The sequence below is a fragment of the Burkholderia sp. BCC1998 genome (assembly GCF_905339875.1).
Taxonomy (GTDB): Bacteria; Pseudomonadota; Gammaproteobacteria; order Burkholderiales; family Burkholderiaceae; genus Burkholderia.
Window position 1 is genome coordinate 451,410 of the sequence record NZ_CAJPHE010000001.1, and the last position, 19,525, is coordinate 470,934.

A 19,525-nucleotide genomic window follows, 5' to 3' on the forward strand; every position below is an offset into this window, starting at 1 on the left:
GTTGAATCTCGATTCACGCTTTCTGTAAGAGCCCGGCCGGTCATCGGCCCCGTACGCTGCAATGCGTCCCGCGGCTCGATTTCCCCGTCGTTTATCAAGAAGCCGGTTCCCCGTCAGGGAACCTCACGAGTTGATTCAGTCTGGAGGAGATAAGTAATGAAAGTTCGCTCGATCATGGGCGCGCTCTGCGCCGCGGGTCTGATGGCTGGCGCCGTGGCGGCGCAGGCGGCCGAGAACGTAACCGTGCTGCACTGGTGGACCTCGGGCGGCGAGTCGAAGGCCGTCGGCGTGCTGAAGGACGACGTGCAGAAGCAGGGCTACGTGTGGAAGGACTTCGCGGTCGCGGGCGGCGCCGGCGCCGCGGCGATGACCGCGCTGAAGACCAAGGTGATCAGCGGCGACGCACCGTCGGCCGCGCAGATCAAGGGCCCGCTGATCCAGGACTGGGCCGACCAGGGCGTGCTCGTCAACATCGATTCCGCCGCCGGCGACTGGAAGCAGAACCTGCCGCCGGAAATCGACAAGATCATCAAGTACAAGGGCCACACCGTCGCCGCGCCGTTCTCGGTGCACCGCGTGAACTGGCTCTATATCAACAAGGCCGCGCTCGACAAGGTCGGCGCGAAGGTGCCGACCACCTGGCCCGAATTCTTCGCGGTGGCCGACAAGCTGAAGGCTGCCGGCATCCAGCCGGTCGCGATGGGCGGCCAGCCGTGGCAGGACCTGACGCTGTGGGAAGACGTCGTGCTGTCGCAGGGTCCGGCGTTCTACAGGAAGGCGCTCGTCGATCTCGACCAGGCCACGCTGACGTCGCCGCAGATGCTGTCGGTGTTCGACACGGTCCGCAAGATCCAGGGCTACTTCGACACGGGCCGCAACGGCCGCGACTGGAACCTCGCGACCGCGATGGTGATCAACGGCAAGGCCGGCATGCAGTTCATGGGCGACTGGGCGAAGGGCGAGTTCGAGAACGCCGGCAAGAAGGCGGGCAAGGACTACATCTGCGCGGCGGTGCCGGGCACCGCGAATTCGTACACGTTCAACGTCGACTCGTTCGTGTTCTTCCAGCAGAAGGGGCAGAAGGACGCGACGCCGGGCCAGGTCGCACTCGCGAAGACGATCATGACGCCGGACTTCCAGGAGCAGTTCAGCCTGCTGAAGGGCTCGGTGCCGGTGCGCCTCGGCGTGAAGATGGACAAGTTCGACGACTGCGCGAAGAAGTCGTATGCCGACGAGCAGACCGCGATCAAGTCGGGCGGCTTCGTGCCGTCGCTCGCGCACGGGATGGCGCAGGGCGATGCAACGGCCGGCGCGATCACCGACGTCGTGACGAAGTTCATGAACTCGCAGCAGGATTCGAAGAGCGCGGTCGCCGCGCTCGCGAAGGCCGCGAAGGTGAAGTAAAGCGCGACCGGCGCCCGGCCGGAAACGCAGGATCGGCCGGGCGTTCCTGCATGTGCAGCAAACGGGCTCGCGCGCGGGCCCGTGCCGTACCCGGCGCCGGCCCGGCCTGCGTCACCCTCGTTCCAGGAGTCGAATCAAGTGGCTGCCCCTCTTAGCGGAAACGGATCCGGCGCTGCCGCCGCACGGCGCACGTCGCCGATGTCGGCCTTCGCCGATCGCTGGATTCCGAAGCTCGTGCTCGCGCCGAGCCTCGCGATCGCCGTGGTGTTCATCTACGGCTTCATCCTGATTACCGGCTATCTGTCGCTGACCAATTCGCGGCTGTTGCCGAACTACGAATTCGACGGCTTCGGCCGTTATTCGGACCTGTTCCAGAACGACGTGTGGTGGACCTCCGCCGCGAACCTCGGCTGGTTCGGGATTCCGTTCATCGCGATCTGCGTCGCGCTCGGGCTGTTCCTCGCGATCCTGCTCGACCAGCGGATCCGCAACGAAGGCGCGCTGCGCGCGATCTTCCTGTATCCGATGGCGCTGTCGTTCATCGTCACGGGCACCGCATGGCAGTGGATCCTGAACCCGGGCCTCGGCCTGGAGAAGGTGATGCACGACTGGGGCTGGACGAGCTTCTCGTTCGGCTGGCTCGACGACCCGGACAAGGCGATCTTCTGTATCGTGATCGCCGCCGTGTGGCAGTCGACCGGCTTCGTGATGGCGCTGTTCCTCGCCGGGCTGCGCGGCGTCGACGGCGAGATCTTCAAGGCCGCGCAGGTCGACGGCGCGACGCTGCCGACCATCTACCGCAAGATCGTGATCCCGAGCATGCGCCCGGTGTTCTTCTCGGTGCTGCTGATCCTCTGCCACATCACGATCAAGACCTTCGACCTGGTCGTCGCGCTGACGGCCGGCGGCCCCGGCACGTCGTCGTCGCTGCCGGCCATGTTCATGTACACGTTTTCGTTCAACCGCGGCCAGCTCGGGCTCGGCGCGGCGTCGTCGGTGATGATGCTCGCGACCGTGGTCGCGGTGCTGGTGCCGCTGATGTATATGGAATCGAGGAGCACCCGCAATGCAGCCTAAAGTGACGATCAGCCGGGCAGTGATCTATGCGGCGCTGATCCTGTTCGCGCTGTATTTCCTGTTCCCGATCTACGTGATGCTGTCGACCTCCTTCAAGGACCTCGACCAGCTGCGCACCGGCAACCTGTTGACGCCGCCGACGCACTGGACCTTCGATCCGTGGGTGAAGGCGTGGAGCGGCGCGTGTACCGGCGTGCGCTGCGACGGCATGAAGCCGTTCTTCCTGAACTCGCTGCAGATGGTGATTCCGGCCGTGCTGATCTCGTCGCTGATCGGCGCGTTCAACGGCTACGTGCTCACGCACTGGCGCTTTCGCGGCGCGGATGCGCTGTTCACGATGATGCTGGTCGGCTGCTTCATCCCGTTCCAGGTGATCCTGCTGCCGATGGCGCGCCTGCAGGGGATGCTCGGCCTCGCCAACACGATTCCGGGCCTGGTGTTCGTGCACGTCGTGTACGGCATCGCGTTCACGACGATGTTCTTCCGCAACTTCTACGTGAGCGTGCCGGCCGAGCTCGTGAAGGCCGCACGCATCGACGGCGCGGGTTTCTTCACGATCTTCACGAAGATCCTGCTGCCGGTGTCGCTGCCGATCTTCATGGTGTGCCTGATCTGGCAATTCACGCAGATCTGGAACGACTTCCTGTTCGGGATCGTGTTCTCCGGCGTCGACTCGATGCCGATCACGGTTGCGCTGAACAACCTCGTCAACACGTCGACGGGCGTGAAGGAATACAACGTCGACATGGCCGGCGCGATCATCGCCGCGCTGCCGACGCTGCTCGTCTACGTGGTCGCCGGCCGCTACTTCGTGCGCGGGCTGACGGCGGGCGCGGTGAAGGGGTAAGCGCGGCTTCATCCGATACGACGAACCGGCCGCGCACGACGCGCGGCGCATCGAAACGAACCCGACGCGGCGCCGTAGCGCCGCGCGAGACGAGACAGAGGATTCACAGCATGGCAAGCCTTTCCATCCGTGACGTGTACAAGACCTACCCGAACGGGGTGCCGGTCCTGAAGGGTGTCGACATCGAGATCGAGGACGGACAGTTCCTGATCCTGGTCGGCGGCTCGGGCTGCGGGAAGTCGACGCTGCTCAACATGATCGCCGGTCTCGAGACCGTGACGAGCGGCGAGATCTGCATCGACGGCAAGGTCGTCAACGACCTGTCGCCGAAGGATCGCGACATCGCGATGGTGTTCCAGTCGTACGCGCTGTACCCGTCGATGACGGTGCGCGAGAACATCTCGTTCGGCCTGAACATCCGCAAGGTGCCGAAGAGCGAGCAGCAGCAGATCGTCGAGCGCGTGTCGGCGATGCTGCAGATCCAGCATCTGCTCGACCGCAAGCCGGGCCAGCTGTCGGGCGGCCAGCGCCAGCGCGTCGCGATGGGCCGCGCACTGGCGCGCGATCCGTCGCTGTTCCTGTTCGACGAGCCGCTGTCGAACCTCGACGCGAAGCTGCGCATCGAGATGCGCGCGGAAATCAAGCTGCTGCACCAGCGCCTCGGCACGACGATCGTCTACGTGACGCACGACCAGATCGAGGCGATGACGCTCGGCGACCGGATCGCGGTGATGAAGGACGGCGTGGTCCAGCAGTTCGGCGCGCCGCAGGAAATCTACGATTCGCCGTCGAACCTGTTCGTCGCGGGCTTCATCGGCGCGCCGCCGATGAACTTCATCAACGGCAAGCTGGTCGAGCAGGGCAGCGGGATCGCGCTCGAGATCGACACGGGCCTCGCGCGCAGCGCGCTGAACCTGCCGTTCGATGCGAAGCGGATGAACGGCCATGTGGGCCGCGAGGTGATCCTCGGCCTGCGTCCGGAGCGCATCACCGACGCGCGCAATGCGCACCACGGCGAGGCGTCGAAGCTGCAACCGATCGACGTGCGCGTCGACGTGACCGAGCCGACCGGGCCGGACACGCACGTGTTCGCGCAGGTCAACGGAAAGCGGATCGTGAGCCGCGTGCATCCGGCCGCGAACCCGCAGCCGGGGCAGACGCAGTCGCTGCTGTTCGACGTGTCGAAGGCGGTGCTGTTCGATCCGGCGTCGGAAGAGCGGATCGCGTGAGGCCGCGGTTGCGCTGAATGAAGAAGGGGCCGTCTCGAAGGAGCGGCCCCTTTTGTTTCTGGCGGTGCGTCTGGTGTCGCGGCGGCGCTCAGTGCGGCAACCGCACGTCGAACTTGAACGTCGCGAGCCGCGCGACGAGGATGAAGCCGGTCGCGAGCAGTACGCTGTACACCGAGTCGAACTGCAGCCACGCGAGCAGCAGGTAGAACCAGCAGCCGACGAACGCGCAGGTCGCGTACGGCCGCGAATCGCGCAGGATCAGCGGGATGTCGTTGCACAGCACGTCGCGGATGATCCCGCCGACCACGCCCGTGATCACGCCCATCATCACCGCGATGAAGCGCGGCATCTCTGCATCGAGCGCGATCGCGGTGCCCGAGATGCTGAAGATGCCGAGCCCGATCGCGTCGGCCACCAGCAGCAGCCGCTCGGCCGACAGCCGCGACAGCATCCGCAACACGAACGGCGCGAACAGCGCGAGCACGAAGATCGCGATCACGTAGTCGTCGTGCACGACCCAGTAGAACGGGCGGCGTTCGAGCAGGATGTCGCGCAGCGTGCCGCCGCCGAATGCGGTGGCGAGCGCGACGACGAACGTGCCGACCGAGTCGAGACGGTTCTTGCGCGCCTCGATGAAGCCCGAGATTGCGAACGCCAGCGTCGCGATCGCCTCCAGCACCGCGATCGCGAGCGTCAGCCTAGGATGCGGCACGCGGCCCCCGATCGGCGGGCGCCGCGAGCGGCTGCAGCAGCACGAGCACCGCGCCCGCGCCGCCGTCGTGGCTACGCGCCTCGCAGAACGCGATCACTTCTTCCTTCTGCACGAGCCACGCGCGCACCTTGCCTTTCAGCACGGGTTCCTTGCCGATCGAGCCGAGCCCCTTGCCATGGATCACGCGCAGGCAGCGCAGCCCCTTCTTGCCGGCTTCGCGGATGAATTCGGCGAGCGCATCGCGCGCTTCGTCGCGCCGCATCCCGTGCAGGTCGATCTGCGCCTGCACGATCCACGCGCCGCTCCTCAGCTTGCGCACGACGTCGCGGCTGATGCCGGGGCGGTGGTAGTACAGCGATTCGTCGCTGTCGAGCAGCGTCTCGGGATCGAATTCGTCGGATAGCGTCGCGTTCAGCACGGCTTCCTCGTCGCGCTGCGTCTGCTTCGGCACCGGGTCGGGCGGCGTACGGCCGGATTTCGCGCGCGGCGGCGCGTTGAGCTGCTGGATCGCGCCGATTTCGTTGCGGAACAGGTTCGCGTCGGCTTCGGCCTTGCGTTCGGCCTTCGCGGTTTCGATGCGCTCGCGGTCGCGGCGATCGGCTTCGCCTTGCAGCGACTTGCGCAACGCGCCGAGGCCCGCGAGGCCCTGGCCGCGCAACGCGGCCGGATCGGGCGCGGGCGGCGGGGCGGCCGGCGCGGGGTTCGCGGGACGGGCGGCGATCTTCCGCTTCGCGGGATCGCTCGGATGGGGCTGGTTCTTCGCCATGATTCGGTAACCGGGCAGGCGCGTTCGGGCGCGCGGGCACAAAAAAAGCCGCTGCGCGACGGCAGCGGCTTTCCGGTCAAGCCCGCTTCGCGGCAGCGGACGCCATTGTAGCGCCCGGCGCGCGAAGGCTCGACGCTTACTTCTTGTCGTGCAGGCTTTCGAGGTAGCGCTGCGCGTCGAGCGCGGCCATGCAGCCCGTGCCGGCGCTCGTGATCGCCTGGCGGTACACGTTGTCCTGCACATCGCCGGCGGCGAACACGCCCGGCACGCTCGTCGACGTCGCGTTGCCCTGCAGGCCGCTCTTCGTCAGGATGTAACCGTCCTTCATCTCGAGCTGGCCCTGGAACAGGTCGGTATTCGGCTTGTGGCCGATCGCGACGAACACGCCCTGCACGGTGAGGTCCTGTTTCTCGCCGGTCTTCACGTTCTTGATGCGCAGGCCCGTGACGCCCGAATCCTCGCCCGTCACTTCGTCGAGCACGTGATCCCACTTGATGTCGACGACGCCTTCCTTTTCTTTCTCCAGCAGGCGGTCGATCAGGATCGGCTCGGCGCGGAACTTGTCGCGGCGGTGGATCACCGTGACCTTCTTCGCGATGCCCGTCAGGTAGAGCGCTTCCTCGACCGCCGTGTTGCCGCCGCCGATCACCGCGACTTCCTGGTTGCGGTAGAAGAAGCCGTCGCAGGTCGCGCAGGCCGACACGCCCTTGCCCATGAACAATTCTTCGGACGGCAGGCCGAGATACTGTGCGGATGCGCCGGTGGCGATGATCAGCGAGTCGCACGTGTATTCACCCGAATCGCCGATCAGCCGGATCGGCTTTTCGTGCAGTTTCGCGGTGTGGATGTGGTCGAAGACGATTTCGGTGTTGAAACGCTCGGCGTGCTCGAGGAAGCGCGCCATCAGTTCCGGGCCTTGCACACCCTTCGCGTCCGCCGGCCAGTTTTCGACGTCGGTCGTGGTCATCAGCTGGCCGCCCTGCGCGATGCCGGTGATCAGCACCGGGGACAGGTTGGCGCGAGCCGCATAGACGGCAGCCGTGTAGCCGGCGGGGCCGGAACCGAGAATCAGGACTTTGGCGTGTTTGGGCGTGGACATGTGCGAATCCGTAAAGGGCGGCCGCGGCGGGCGGGGTAAGGCTCGCCGGACGGTCTGGGTTGACCGGGATGCCGTCGTAGATGGGTATCAGACGCGCATTATAAAGGCCCCGTTGCTGCGCTGCCGAACGAGAGTTTCAATCGTGGCGATAGCGTTTCTCGGTGGGGCGCCCGCAGCCGCGGGGCAGGTTGGGCGGGCGGGTCGGCGTGGGAGAGGCGGGCGGCTGCGGCCCGTGGCGCGCATTGCCGCGGCCCGGCGTCACGGGCCGACCGGCGGCCGGATCGCATGCGCGGCTATCGGCGTCGGCCGCCCCGACCCTCTTATGTAACCGTCATTTACACTTGGCGCCCCGGTGCAGCGTTTACAATAAGCGCGATCGAACGACAGGCGGGCGCGCGGCCCGTCCTCTTTATACGGATTCATGGCAAAAGCTCCTTATTCCGCCCAGGCACAGGCGTTGCCGCACCGGATGTCGAAGCTCCTCACGGAGATCCGCTGGATTCTCCAGGTCGCGCTCTGCGCTTTTCTGGTGATGGCCCTGTTGAGCTACAGCCGGCGCGATCCGAGCTGGACGCACGCCGCGCAGGTGGACCACATCTCGAACTGGGCCGGCCGCGTCGGCGCGTGGACGGCCGACATCATCCTGCTGCTGTTCGGCCTGTCGGCCTACTGGCTGATCGTGCCGCTCGGGCGGCGCATCGCGGTCAACTACCGGCGCATCACGCGTCACGAGGCGGTCGCCGACGAACCCGAGCGGCCGATCGGCTGGCTCACCGAGATCCTGGCGTTCGTGCTCGTCGTGCTCGCGTGCGACGGCATCGAGGCGCTGCGCATGTGGTCGCTGAAGGTGCAGCTGCCGCGCGCACCGGGCGGCGTGATCGGCGAGGCCGTGGCGGGTGCGATGTCGCACGCGTTCGGCTTCACCGGCGGCACGCTGCTGCTGCTGATCCTGCTCGCGATCGGCCTGTCGCTGTATTTCCGCTTCTCGTGGCTGTCGGTCGCCGAGCGCGTGGGCGGGGCGATCCTGTCCGCCGTCAACGTCGCGAAGCTGCGCCGCGAGGCCGAGCGCGACCGCAAGCTCGGCGAGGCCGCGGCCGTGCGCCGCGAAGGCAAGGTCGAAGAGGAGCGTGTGCGCATCGAGGATCACGAACCCGTAACGATCGTGCCGCCGGTCGTCACGCCGGCGAAGTCCGAGCGCGTCGAGCGCGAGCGCCAGGTGCCGCTTTTCACCGACCTGCCGGGCGATTCGACGCTGCCGCCGGTGTCGCTGCTCGATCCCGCGCCGAAGACGCAGGAAGCGATTTCTGCCGATACGCTCGAATTCACGTCGCGCCTGATCGAGAAGAAGCTGAAGGACTTCGGCGTCGAGGCGAGCGTCGTCGCCGCGTATCCGGGCCCGGTCGTCACGCGCTACGAGATCGAGCCGGCCACCGGCGTGAAGGGCAGCCAGATCGTCAACCTCGCGAAGGATCTCGCGCGTTCGCTGTCGCTCGTGTCGATCCGCGTGGTCGAGACGATCCCCGGCAAGAACTACATGGCGCTCGAGCTGCCGAACCAGCGCCGCCAGACGGTCCACCTGTCCGAGATCATCGGCTCGGAAGTCTATGCGGCCGCGTCGTCGGCGCTGACGCTGAGCCTCGGCAAGGACATCGGCGGCAAGCCGGTCTGCGCGGACCTCGCGAAGATGCCGCACCTGCTGGTCGCCGGCACGACCGGTTCGGGCAAGTCGGTCGGGATCAACGCGATGATCCTGTCGCTGCTGTACAAGGCCACCGCCGAGCAGGTGCGCCTGATCCTGATCGATCCGAAGATGCTCGAAATGAGCGTCTACGAAGGCATTCCGCACCTGCTGTGCCCGGTCGTCACCGACATGCGCCAGGCCGGCCATGCGCTGAACTGGACGGTCGCGGAGATGGAGCGCCGCTACAAGCTGATGAGCAAGCTCGGCGTGCGCAACCTCGCGGGCTACAACAACAAGATCGACGACGCGGCGAAGCGTGAAGAAAAGATTCCGAATCCGTTCAGCCTGACGCCGGACGATCCTGAACCGCTCGGCCGCCTGCCGAACATCGTCGTCGTGATCGACGAGCTGGCCGACCTGATGATGGTCGTCGGCAAGAAGGTCGAGGAACTGATCGCGCGGATCGCGCAGAAGGCGCGCGCGGCCGGCATCCACCTGATCCTCGCGACGCAGCGTCCGTCCGTCGACGTGATTACCGGCCTGATCAAGGCGAACGTGCCGACGCGGATCGCGTTCCAGGTGTCGTCGAAGATCGACTCGCGCACGATTCTCGACCAGATGGGCGCCGAATCGCTGCTCGGGATGGGCGACATGCTGTACCTGCCGCCGGGCACCGGGCTGCCGGTGCGCGTGCACGGCGCGTTCGTTGCCGACGACGAAGTGCATCGCGTCGTCGAGAAGCTCAAGGAGCAGGGCGAGCCGAACTACGTCGAAGGGCTGCTCGAAGGAGGCACGGCCGACGGCGACGAGGGCTCGGCCGGCGCGGGAACCGGCGAAGGCGGCGAGGAGTCTGATCCGCTGTACGACCAGGCGGTCGAGATCGTCATCAAGAACCGCCGCGCGTCGATTTCGCTCGTGCAGCGCCATCTGCGGATCGGCTACAACCGCGCGGCGCGGCTGCTCGAACAGATGGAACAATCGGGGCTCGTGTCGGCGATGTCGTCGAGCGGCAACCGCGAAATTCTTGTGCCGGCGCGCGACGCGGAATGAGTCCGCGGCGCCCGCAGCGCCGGCCACCCAGGGAGAAAACCGCAATATGCAGCAACATTCGTTCGCAGTGTCCCTTCGTTCGACGCGGCGCTGGCTCGGCGCGGCGCTCGCCGGCGCATCGCTGATGCTCGCGGCGACGCACGCGTTCGCGGGCGGCACCGAGCAGCTGAAGGCCTTCGTGTCGCAGGTGCGCTCGGCGAAAGGCGATTTCACGCAGCAGATCGTCAAGGCACCGGCCAAGGGCGCGAGCGCCGTGCAGGCCGCGCCGAAGCCGAACGACAATTCGAGCGGCACGTTCGTGTTCTCGCGTCCGGGCAAGTTCATCTGGACGTACCAGAAGCCGTACCAGCAGGTGCTGCAGGCCGACGGCGACAAGCTCTACGTGTACGACCGCGACCTGAACCAGGTCACCGAACGCAAGCTGAACGGCGCGCTGGGCGCGAGCCCGGCCGCGATCCTGTTCGGCAGCAACGATCTCGACAAGAACTACACGCTGCGCGATGCCGGCGAGAAGGGCGGCATCGAGTGGCTCGAGATGCTGCCGAAGGCGCAGGACACGCAATTCCAGCGGATCGGCATCGGCTTCCGCAACGGCACGCTCGCGGCGATGGAATTGCACGACGTGTTCGGCAACGTCACGCTGCTCACGTTCACGAACATCCAGACGAACCCGCCGCTGAAGAGCGATACGTTCAAGTTCGTCGTGCCGAAGGGCGCGGACGTGATCAACGGCTGACCGGCACCACGCCGTTTTCCCGACACGGGCCTGCCGGCGACGGCAGGCCCGTGTTGTTTTGGGGCGCGGGCACCGGGCGCGGGCATCGGGCGCGGGCGCAGGCGCAGGCGCAGGCACTAAGCACCAGGCACCAGGCACCAGGCACCAGGCGCGGCGGTGCAGTCGCGCGGCTGTCATAATGTCGGGTCCGGCGGCCCGTTCGGCCGCCATCGTTTGATCTGGAGCGAGGGTTCATGTCCGACCTGTTTCAAGTCGAGCCGCGCCGGCCGCTCGCCGAGGCGCTGCGGCCGAAGACGCTCGCCGAGGTGATCGGCCAGACGCATCTGCTGGGCGAAGGCAAGCCGCTGCGGCTCGCGTTCGAATCCGGCAAGCCGCATTCGATGATCCTGTGGGGGCCGCCCGGCGTCGGCAAGACGACACTCGCGCGCCTCACCGCGCTCGCATTCGACTGCGAGTTCATCGCGCTGTCCGCGGTGCTCGGCGGCGTGAAGGACATCCGCGAGTCGATGGAGCAGGCGAAGGACACGCTGAATCGCACCGGCCGCCACACGATCCTGTTCGTCGACGAAATCCACCGCTTCAACAAGGGGCAGCAGGATGCGCTGCTGCCGTTCGTCGAGTCGGGGCTCGTGACCTTCATCGGCGCGACGACCGAGAACCCGAGCTTCGAAGTCAACTCGGCGCTGCTGTCGCGGGCGCAGGTGTACGTGCTGCAGTCGCTGAACGACGACGAGATGCGTCAGCTGCTCAAGCGCGCGCAGGAAATCGCGCTCGACGGGCTCGCGTTCGACGACAAGGCGATCGATACGCTCATCGGTTATGCGGACGGCGACGCGCGGCGCTTCCTGAACCTGCTCGAGCAGGCGCAGACGGCCGCAGCGTCCGCCAAGGTCACGACCATCGATGCCGAGTTCGTCAGCAGCGCGATGACGCTGAACGCGCGGCGCTTCGACAAGGGCGGCGACAACTTCTACGACCAGATCTCGGCGCTGCACAAGTCGGTGCGCGGTTCGAGCCCGGACGGCGCGCTGTACTGGTTCTGCCGGATGATCGACGGCGGCGCGGATCCGAAATATCTCGCGCGGCGCATCGTGCGGATGGCGTGGGAAGACATCGGCCTCGCCGATCCGCGCGCGCTGCAGGTGGCGAACGACGCGGCCGAGACCTACGAGCGGCTCGGCTCGCCCGAAGGGGAGCTGGCGCTCGGGCAGGCGGTGATCTATCTCGCGTGCGCGGCGAAGAGCAATGCGGGCTACAACGCGTTCAACCAGGCGATGGCGTTCGTGAAGCAGGACAAGTCGCGCGAGGTGCCCGTGCATCTGCGCAATGCGCCGACCAAGCTGATGAAGGAACTCGGCTACGGTCACGCGTATCGCTACGCGCATGACGAGCCGAATGCCTATGCGGCCGGCGAGTCGTATCTTCCGGAAGGGATGCGCGAACCGCGCTGGTACAAGCCGGTGCCGCGCGGGCTCGAATCGAAGATCGCCGACAAGCTCGCGTGGCTGCGCGAGCTCGACCGCGAGGCCGGCAAGAAGAACTGACCGGCCGCGCGCGGCCCGACGGCCGGCGCTGCGTGGGGGCGTGTCAGCGCCGGCGGCCTGGCTGCTTCTTCCAGTACTCGAACGGCTCCTCGTGGCAGTCGATGTCGAGCTCGGCGACCCGTGCGTGCAGGCGCTCCTGCGCATCGGCGATCGCGAGGTTGTAGATTGCCGGCGCGATTTCCTCGACGAAGAAGTGCAGCAGCGCTCCGGCCTGGATGTTGCCGATCGGCTCGTCCATGTTTTCTGTGAAATAGCGTTGCAGCGACGCGATCGCGCGGTCGCGGACATCCTTGTCCAGTTCGATGGCCATCGGGTTCCCTCGGGTGATGGTGACGCGAAGACGGGTGCGTTGCCCGCCGCGTTGCGCCCGGCCGGGGCGGCTGTCGCGCGCTGCGCCGCGGCGTCGCGCAACGCGCTTCGCCGGCTGCGGGCGCGCAGGCCGGCAATGCGATACTGCCACGCCCGTCGCGCGTTTGCGGCACTGTCCATCCGGCCGATGCCGTGGCGGCCCCGCGGTGCGTTAGAATTCCCGTCTTACACAACGATTTTCCAAGTCCTCCCATGCTCGACATCCAGTTGCTGCGCAAAGACCTCGACGGCGTCGCGAAGCGCCTCGCCGATCGCGGCTACACCCTCGACGTCGCCGCGTTCTCCGCCCTCGAAGCGGAACGCCGTGCGATCCAGACCCGTACCGAAGAGCTTCAGGCGCGCCGCAACAGCCTGTCGAAGCAGATCGGCGCGATGAAGGGGAAGGGCGAGGACACGTCGGCCGTCATGGCCGAAGTCGGCGGGATCGGCGACGAAATGAAGGCGTCGGAGGCCAAGCTCGGCGAGATCCAGACGCGCCTGTCCGACCTGATGCTGGGCATGCCGAACATCGCGCACGAAAGCGTGCCGGTCGGCAAGGACGAAGCCGACAACGTCGAAGTGCGCCGCTGGGGCACGCCGCGCCAGTTCGACTTCGAGGTGAAGGATCACGTCGACGTCGGCACGCCGCTCGGCCTCGATTTCGAAACCGGCGCGAAGCTCGCCGGCGCACGCTTCACGATGCTGCGCGGCTCGATCGCACGCCTGCACCGCGCGCTCGCGCAGTTCATGATCGACACGCACACGCTGCAGCACGGCTACAGCGAGACGTACACGCCGTACATCGTGAATCCCGAGATCCTGTACGGCACGGGCCAGCTGCCGAAGTTCGCGGACGACATGTTCCGCGTCGAGAAGGGCGGCGCTGAAAACACGATCACGCAGTACCTGATCTCCACGTCCGAGATTTCGCTGACGAACACCGTGCGCGAGTCGATCGTCGAAGGCTCCGCGCTGCCGATCAAGCTGACCGCGCATTCGCCGTGCTTCCGCTCGGAAGCCGGCTCGTATGGCCGCGACACGCGCGGGATGATCCGCCAGCACCAGTTCGACAAGGTCGAGATGGTGCAGGTCGTCGCGCCGGACGCGTCGTATGCGGCACTCGACGAGATGGTCGGCCACGCGGAGGCGATCCTGCAGAAGCTCGGCCTGCCGTACCGCGTGATCACGCTGTGCACGGGCGACATGGGCTTCTCGGCCGCGAAGACGTTCGACCTCGAAGTGTGGCTGCCCGCGCAGAACACCTATCGCGAGATCTCGAGCTGCTCGAACACCGAGGCGTTCCAGGCGCGCCGGATGCAGGCGCGTTTCCGCAACGCGCAGGGCAAGCCGGAACTCGTGCATACGCTGAACGGGTCCGGCCTCGCGGTCGGTCGCACGCTCGTCGCGGTGCTGGAGAACTACCAGAATGCCGACGGTTCGGTCACGGTGCCCGAGGCGCTGCGTCCGTACATGGGCGGCATGGAGCGAATCGAAGCGCCTGCGCAGGCGTCGTGAGATCGCTGCGCGATCGGTCTTCGACGGGCTCGCAAAAAATTTTGCAAAAAACGCTTGTGAGTTTCGAAGAGATCGTTCTATAATCTTTTCTTTCCCGGACACGACCAACCGGGAAATGAAGCAGCAAGGAAGGAGAGGTGGCAGAGTGGTCGAATGTACCTGACTCGAAATCAGGCGTACGGTTTCCCCGTACCGTGGGTTCGAATCCCACCCTCTCCGCCAAAATACGAAGCCCCGTGATCCGGAAGGATCACGGGGTTTTTCGTTTTGGTCGCCCGGTGGCGAGCGTGGATGCGATGTGCGGTACGCGCGCGTACCGATCGGCCGGCACCCGCTTGGGCGTTGTTGCCTCGGTTCCCGCCGCCCACGGATCGCCACGGGCTTCGTGCTCGACCCGCACGTTTCCCGCCGCCGCTTGCCCGCTTCAGCCTTGACCTCGCGCGCCGTTAACAGAGCGGTCGGCGGCTCGCGCTTTGTGCGCGGTCGCCGTTCTCCGACGATCCAAGGTCCCATGAAGCTGAGCTACAAGATTCCCCTCGCATTCGCCATTGCGCTGCTGCTGATGTTCTGCGGCGCGCTGTACGGCATCCGCATTCTCAATCGCTCGATCGACACGTTCGCGAACGACGTGCAGACGCACGTTGCCGACGAGCGGCTCGTATCGGCCACGCTCGTGCAGTTCAAGCTGCAGGTGCAGGAATGGAAGGACACGCTGCTGCGCGGCAAGCAGCCCGACAAGCTCGACAAGTACTGGCAGGCATTCCAGACGCGTGAGCGCACGGTCGACACGCTGGCCGCGCAACTCGTCGGCGAGCTGCCGCCCGGAGAGAGCCGGACGCTCGTCGAGCAGTTCATGCGCGCGCATGCGGCGATGGGCGACGGCTACCGGCGCGGGTTCGACGCGTTCAAGGCTGCGGGCTTCGAACCGACGGCCGGGGACGCGGCCGTGGCGGGCGTCGACCGGGCGCCCGCCGCGCTGCTCGAGCGCGCGGCGAAGGCGATCGCCGACGAGAGTGCTGCCGTGTCGGCGCAAGCGAGCCGCGATGCGCGCCACGCGACCGCGGCGAGCGTCGTGCTGATGCTGATCGTGCTCGGCATCGCGATGATCGGTGCATTCCTGTTCAGCCGCGCGATCCTGCGGCCGCTCGATCGCGCCGTGGCCTGTGCACAGGCGGTGGCCGGCGGCGACCTGACGCGCGACGTCGACGCGGCCGGCCGCGACGAGATCGCCGATCTGCTGCGCGCATTGAAGACGATGCAGGCGAGCCTGTCGGGTGTCGTGCTCGAGGTGCGTACGCATGCCGAAGCCGTCGCGACCGCGAGTGCGCAGATCGCGGCGGGCAATCACGACCTGTCGTCGCGCACCGAGGCGCAGGCTGCGTCGCTCGAGGAAACCGCGGCCAGCATGACCGAACTGACGGGCATCGTGCGCCAGTCGGCCGAACACGCGCAGCATGCGGCGCAGCTCGCACGCGACGCATCGGACATCGCGTCCGCGGGCGGTGGCGTGATGACGGACGCGGTCGGCACGATGAGCGGGATTGCCGCCAGCGCGGCGAAGGTCGGCGAGATCATCGCGGTCATCGACGGCATCGCATTCCAGACCAACATCCTCGCGCTGAACGCGGCCGTCGAGGCGGCGCGCGCGGGCGAGCAGGGGCGCGGCTTCGCGGTCGTCGCGTCGGAGGTGCGCACGCTCGCGCAGCGCAGCGCGGCCGCCGCGAAGGAGATCAAGGCGCTGATCGAGCAATCGACGCGGCGGGTCGACGAGGGCGCCGTGCTGATCGCGCGCGCGGGCGAATCGATCCACGAGATCGTCGGCGCGGTGCAGCGGGTCACGTCGATCGTCGGCGAGATCTCGTCCGCTTCGCAGGAGCAAAGCGGCGGCATCCAGCAGGTGAACGTCGCGGTCACGCAGATGGATGAAGCGACGCAGCGCAATGCGGCGCTGGTCGAACAGGCGTCGGCGGCGACGCAGGCGCTGGCCGAGCAGGCGAGCGCGCTGCGGCACGCGGTCGCCGTGTTCAGGCTGCCGCAGGCCGCGTGACGATATTGCCGACCGCGACCGCGACCGCGACCGCGACCGCGACCGCGACCGCGACCGCGACCGCGACCGCGACCGCGACCGCGACCGCGACCGCGACCGCGACCGCGACCGCGACCGCAACCGCAACCGCAACCGCGCCGTCCTGCGTCACCCCGCGGCCGAATACTGCGCGAGCACGCGAGCGCGGATCGATGGCTTGATGTTCGATTGCGCCATGTTGCCGCCATAGTGCGCGACGACACGCGGATTCATCATGCGATACCAGAGCGGCGGCACATAGGCGAACAGGATCATCGTCGCGTAGCCGGCCGGCAGTTGCGGCGAGTCGTCGAAGTGTCGCAGCGCCTGGTACGAGCGCGTCGGGTTCGCGTGATGGTCGGCGTGCCGCTGCAACTGGTACAGGAACAGGTTGGTGACGACGTGATTGCTGTTCCACGAATGCTGCGGCGTGCAGCGCTCGTAGCGGCCGCTCGGCAGCTTGCGGCGGCCGAGCCCGTAGTGCTCGACGTAGTTGACGACTTCGAGCAGCGACGCGCCGTACACGGCCTGTATCACGAGGAACGGGATCACGATCTTGCCGGCCATCGCGATCGCGATGGCCCACACGACGACGGTCATCGCCCACGCGTGCAGCACCTCGTTGCGCCAGGTCCACGGCGAATGCCCGAGCCGCTCGAGGCGTGCCTTCTCGAGCCGCCACGCCGAGCGGATGCTGCCCGTCACCGTGCGCGGCAGGAAGGCCCAGAACGATTCGCCGTAGCGCGCGCTCGCCGGATCCTCGGCCGTCGCGACGCGCACGTGATGGCCGCGGTTGTGCTCGACGAAGAAGTGCCCGTACGCCACCGGCGCGAGCGTGACTTTCGCGAGCCAGCGCTCGAAGCGGCTGGTCTTGTGCCCGAGTTCGTGCGCGGTGTTGATCGAGATGCCCGTTGCGGCGCCGAGCGACAGGGCGAAGCCGACGTAGTCGTACCACGCGAGCGCATGCGTGCCGACGATCCGCACGCACATGAAGAACGCGATGTATTCGACCAGCGTCGCGAGATAGACGATGCAGCGGTAGTAGCGCTCGCGTTCGAGATGCGGGACGACGGCTTCGGGCGGATTGTCGCGATCGTCGCCGATCAGCGTGTCCAGGACCGGGATCACGCCGAACGCGAACAGCGGGCCGAACCACCAGAACACGTGGAGGCCCGTCGACAGCGCGAGCTGGGCCGAGAGGATCGGCAGCGTGATCGTCACCGCGCCGAGCAGCCACAGATAACGTTTGCCATCCGACCAGCCCGAGGCCGATGCGTCGGTCATTGCCATTGTCTCCCTCCTTTTCGGGGCCGGCTCCCGCGTGTGCGGGTGCGGCGGCCGAGTGACGCGCTTGTCGTCGGTCGAATCGTCGTGGGTCCGCGGCACGGCGCGCGGCACCGGATCGGTGGTCCGGTTGTGCCAGTTATACGACCGTCGCGCGCGCTTTCCAAACCCCGCCGCTAGGCGGGCAACTCCAAACGGCGGGCCGTGCAGGACGCGGGCCGGGAGGGGCCTGCGCCACGGTGATTGAAACAGGCCGGAGCGGGCCCGATCCGCTCGCGCAGCCGGTATTCTCGTCGGATGAATACGCGAGGCCACACGCGCGAGTATGCGGCGGCGCGGTCCGCAACGAATGTTGCAATGCAATAAATGCGACGCGACATCGCGGGGCGGCGAGGCTTTTTGGGATACATATATTACGGATCATTACGACGCCGCTGCGGGGTAACGTCGGACCTTGACCACATGAATGCCACGCATGACAAGGCGAGCGGGGCGACGCGTCCGACTTCGCCGTTCGGACTGCCATGCGTCGCGGCCCGTCGACGCGTCGATGCTGCACCCGCACACCCGCGCGTGCGCGACGCGTGCTGCCTTTCGATCCGCGCTGTCATTTGAAAATTACGATTTGACTCATGCCCCGCTTTCGGTTGAAGCTAGTAGCTTGCTGTCCGAAGGGGGCTGTGCCTGCATGAGTTCGACCTTGACCGTTCGTCGTATCGCTGCCGATCAGGGCGGCGTGTATCGCGAACTCCGCGCCGCATCGCTGCGTGAGCCCTACGCGCCCGGTGAAGCGCCGGAGGCCGAATTGCTGAACGTCGATTCCGACGCGGCGGCGGCCATCGCCGCGCTGCGTGCCGCGTCCGACGAGTCGACGACTTTCCTGCTGTACACCGAAGGCCATCCGGCCGGCATGATCGGCGCGTATTTCGACACGACGCCCGAGCGGCGCGCGTTCGTCAGCGAGCTGTGGGTCGCGCATGCGGTCCGCCACCTGCGCGGCGGCGTGCTGTTGCTGGAAACGGCTACCGCGTGGCTGGCCGAACGCGGGGCGCGGGACGTCTACGCATGGATCGCCGATGCGAACCGCAACGCGATCCGTTTCTACGAACGCGCGGGCTTCGGCAACACGGGCGAGCATGCGCCGATCGCGCGGATGCCCGGCGCGATGAAGTCGTTGTTCGTGTCGCACTTCAACACACCCTGACGCATGAACGCGCGGGCCGCACGGCGTGATGAAGGCCCGGCCGCCCGCCCGACTGCCCGCCTGCCGGTTGCGCGCTCGCCGCGACCGTCGCCCCCCGGCTCCCCAAAAATAATGGCCGCACGCGTGGACGCCTGTAAAATACGCAAAAATTTTTTGCAGAGTGTCCATGTCGCTTAAAAAATCGCCATTCTTCGAGCTGCGCAGCGGATCGGTCGATACGTTGCTGTTCACCGTGAAGACGACCGATCTCGATGCGTTGCGTACCGAACTGGTCAAGCGCTTCGAAGCGACTCCCGAGTTTTTCGCCGATGATGTCGTCGCGATCGACGTCCGCCGCCTCGCGGACGGCGAACGCGTCGCGCTCGCCGACATCCGCCAGATGCTGAACGACGTGCGGATGCGCCCGGTGGGCGTCGTCGCGCTGGCGACGCAGGGCTGGGCGGGGGAAGCCGGCCTGCCGTTGCTCGAGGCGCGCGATCGCCGCGTGTCGGCCGCGAAGCCGGCCGAGGAAGCGGAGGCGGCGCCCGTCGCGGCGCCGGCCGCTGCCGCGGCAGCCGAACCGGCGCCGGAACCTGCGCCGACGCCGGTTGCGGCGGGCGGCCAGACGCTGGTGATCGACCGGCCGCTGCGTTCGGGGCAGCAGATTTACGCGAAAGGAGACCTCGTGGTGCTGGCGCCGGTCAGTCACGGCGCCGAGATCATCGCGGAAGGCAACATCCACATCTACGCGCCGTTGCGCGGCCGCGCACTCGCGGGCGTGCACGGCAATCACGACGCGCGCATTTTCTGCACGTGTCTGGAGCCGGAACTGATTTCGATCGCGGGTATCTATCGAACGACCGAGAACCCGTTGCCCGCCGACATACTGGGCAAATCGGTGCAGATCCGGCTCGAAGAGGAAAAACTGATGATCGAACCGCTGCGCCTGACGTGATTCACGCGGCACGCTCCGGGTCGATCGGCT

Annotated in this window: 17 protein-coding genes and 1 tRNA gene; 12 read left to right on the forward strand and 6 right to left on the reverse strand. The window is 67.0% G+C overall.

Translation table 11 applies throughout. The features are described from left to right. The first annotated feature begins 156 nt into the window (after nt 1-156). From U5A56_RS02025 to U5A56_RS02040, 4 genes are all read left to right on the forward strand, one after another. Nucleotides 157-1,404: an ABC transporter substrate-binding protein gene (locus U5A56_RS02025; protein ID WP_124487778.1), complete on the forward strand. Its 1,248-nt coding sequence runs from the start codon at nt 157-159 to the stop codon at nt 1,402-1,404. 138 nt (nt 1,405-1,542) lie between these two features. After that, a complete protein-coding gene (locus U5A56_RS02030) occupies nt 1,543-2,481 on the forward strand; it encodes a carbohydrate ABC transporter permease (RefSeq protein ID WP_044846211.1) in 939 nt (312 codons plus the stop codon). Continuing rightward, nucleotides 2,471-3,328, forward strand: a complete 858-nt coding sequence (locus tag U5A56_RS02035; protein WP_044846210.1) for a carbohydrate ABC transporter permease — start codon at nt 2,471-2,473, stop codon at nt 3,326-3,328. The genes U5A56_RS02030 and U5A56_RS02035 overlap by 11 nt, the downstream gene beginning before the upstream one ends. Nucleotides 3,329-3,438: 110 nt before the next feature. Continuing rightward, nucleotides 3,439-4,557, forward strand: a complete 1,119-nt coding sequence (locus U5A56_RS02040; protein WP_044846209.1) for an ABC transporter ATP-binding protein — start codon at nt 3,439-3,441, stop codon at nt 4,555-4,557. An 88-nt stretch (nt 4,558-4,645) separates the two neighbouring features. On the opposite strand, the gene U5A56_RS02045 is transcribed toward U5A56_RS02040, so the two are convergent. The 3 genes from U5A56_RS02045 to trxB all read right to left on the reverse strand — a co-directional run bounded on the left by U5A56_RS02045 (nt 4,646) and on the right by trxB (nt 7,134). Then, nucleotides 4,646-5,269: a trimeric intracellular cation channel family protein gene (locus U5A56_RS02045; RefSeq protein ID WP_044846208.1), complete on the reverse strand. Its 624-nt coding sequence runs from the start codon at nt 5,267-5,269 to the stop codon at nt 4,646-4,648. Beyond that, the gene (locus U5A56_RS02050; protein WP_321920826.1) at nt 5,256-6,035 is read right to left on the reverse strand and encodes a Smr/MutS family protein; all 780 of its coding nucleotides are present in this window, start codon (nt 6,033-6,035) and stop codon (nt 5,256-5,258) included. The genes U5A56_RS02045 and U5A56_RS02050 overlap by 14 nt, the downstream gene beginning before the upstream one ends. A 136-nt stretch (nt 6,036-6,171) precedes the next feature. Next, a complete protein-coding gene (gene trxB / locus U5A56_RS02055) occupies nt 6,172-7,134 on the reverse strand; it encodes a thioredoxin-disulfide reductase (RefSeq protein WP_044846206.1) in 963 nt (320 codons plus the stop codon). A gap of 421 nt (nt 7,135-7,555) precedes the next feature. On the opposite strand from trxB, the gene U5A56_RS02060 reads away from it, so the two are divergent. From U5A56_RS02060 to U5A56_RS02070, 3 genes are all read left to right on the forward strand, one after another. Beyond that, a complete protein-coding gene (locus U5A56_RS02060) occupies nt 7,556-9,865 on the forward strand; it encodes a DNA translocase FtsK (protein WP_044846205.1) in 2,310 nt (769 codons plus the stop codon). 46 nt (nt 9,866-9,911) lie between these two features. After that, on the forward strand, nt 9,912-10,601 hold the full coding sequence (lolA, locus tag U5A56_RS02065; protein ID WP_044846204.1) for an outer membrane lipoprotein chaperone LolA: 690 nt from the start codon (nt 9,912-9,914) through the stop codon (nt 10,599-10,601). A 233-nt stretch (nt 10,602-10,834) separates the two neighbouring features. Then, entirely contained in the window at nt 10,835-12,145 is a 1,311-nt protein-coding gene (locus U5A56_RS02070) for a replication-associated recombination protein A (protein WP_321920827.1), read from the forward strand. A gap of 43 nt (nt 12,146-12,188) precedes the next feature. On the opposite strand, the gene U5A56_RS02075 is transcribed toward U5A56_RS02070, so the two are convergent. Next, a complete protein-coding gene (locus U5A56_RS02075; protein WP_124487783.1) occupies nt 12,189-12,455 on the reverse strand; it encodes a DUF2164 domain-containing protein in 267 nt (88 codons plus the stop codon). 251 nt (nt 12,456-12,706) lie between these two features. On the opposite strand from U5A56_RS02075, the gene serS reads away from it, so the two are divergent. From serS to U5A56_RS02090, 3 genes are all read left to right on the forward strand, one after another. Next, the gene (gene serS, locus U5A56_RS02080; RefSeq protein WP_044849213.1) at nt 12,707-14,008 is read left to right on the forward strand and encodes a serine--tRNA ligase; all 1,302 of its coding nucleotides are present in this window, start codon (nt 12,707-12,709) and stop codon (nt 14,006-14,008) included. Nucleotides 14,009-14,139: 131 nt separating this feature from the next. After that, a tRNA-Ser gene (locus U5A56_RS02085) sits at nt 14,140-14,230 on the forward strand. A gap of 289 nt (nt 14,231-14,519) precedes the next feature. Beyond that, nucleotides 14,520-16,055 carry a methyl-accepting chemotaxis protein gene (locus tag U5A56_RS02090; RefSeq protein WP_321821451.1) on the forward strand — a complete coding sequence of 512 codons (1,536 nt, stop codon included), beginning with the start codon at nt 14,520-14,522 and terminating at the stop codon, nt 16,053-16,055. Here the strand turns inward: U5A56_RS02090 and U5A56_RS02095 are convergent. Further along, on the reverse strand, nt 16,033-16,206 hold the full coding sequence (locus U5A56_RS02095) for a hypothetical protein (RefSeq protein WP_321920828.1): 174 nt from the start codon (nt 16,204-16,206) through the stop codon (nt 16,033-16,035). The genes U5A56_RS02090 and U5A56_RS02095 overlap by 23 nt on opposite strands. Next, a complete protein-coding gene (locus U5A56_RS02100) occupies nt 16,203-17,363 on the reverse strand; it encodes an alkane 1-monooxygenase (protein WP_321920829.1) in 1,161 nt (386 codons plus the stop codon). The genes U5A56_RS02095 and U5A56_RS02100 overlap by 4 nt, the downstream gene beginning before the upstream one ends. 544 nt (nt 17,364-17,907) lie before the next feature. On the opposite strand from U5A56_RS02100, the gene U5A56_RS02105 reads away from it, so the two are divergent. Further along, entirely contained in the window at nt 17,908-18,561 is a 654-nt protein-coding gene (locus U5A56_RS02105) for a GNAT family N-acetyltransferase (protein WP_321920830.1), read from the forward strand. 166 nt (nt 18,562-18,727) lie between these two features. Next, the gene (minC, locus tag U5A56_RS02110; RefSeq protein WP_124522124.1) at nt 18,728-19,495 is read left to right on the forward strand and encodes a septum site-determining protein MinC; all 768 of its coding nucleotides are present in this window, start codon (nt 18,728-18,730) and stop codon (nt 19,493-19,495) included. Nucleotides 19,496-19,525 lie beyond the last annotated feature (30 nt).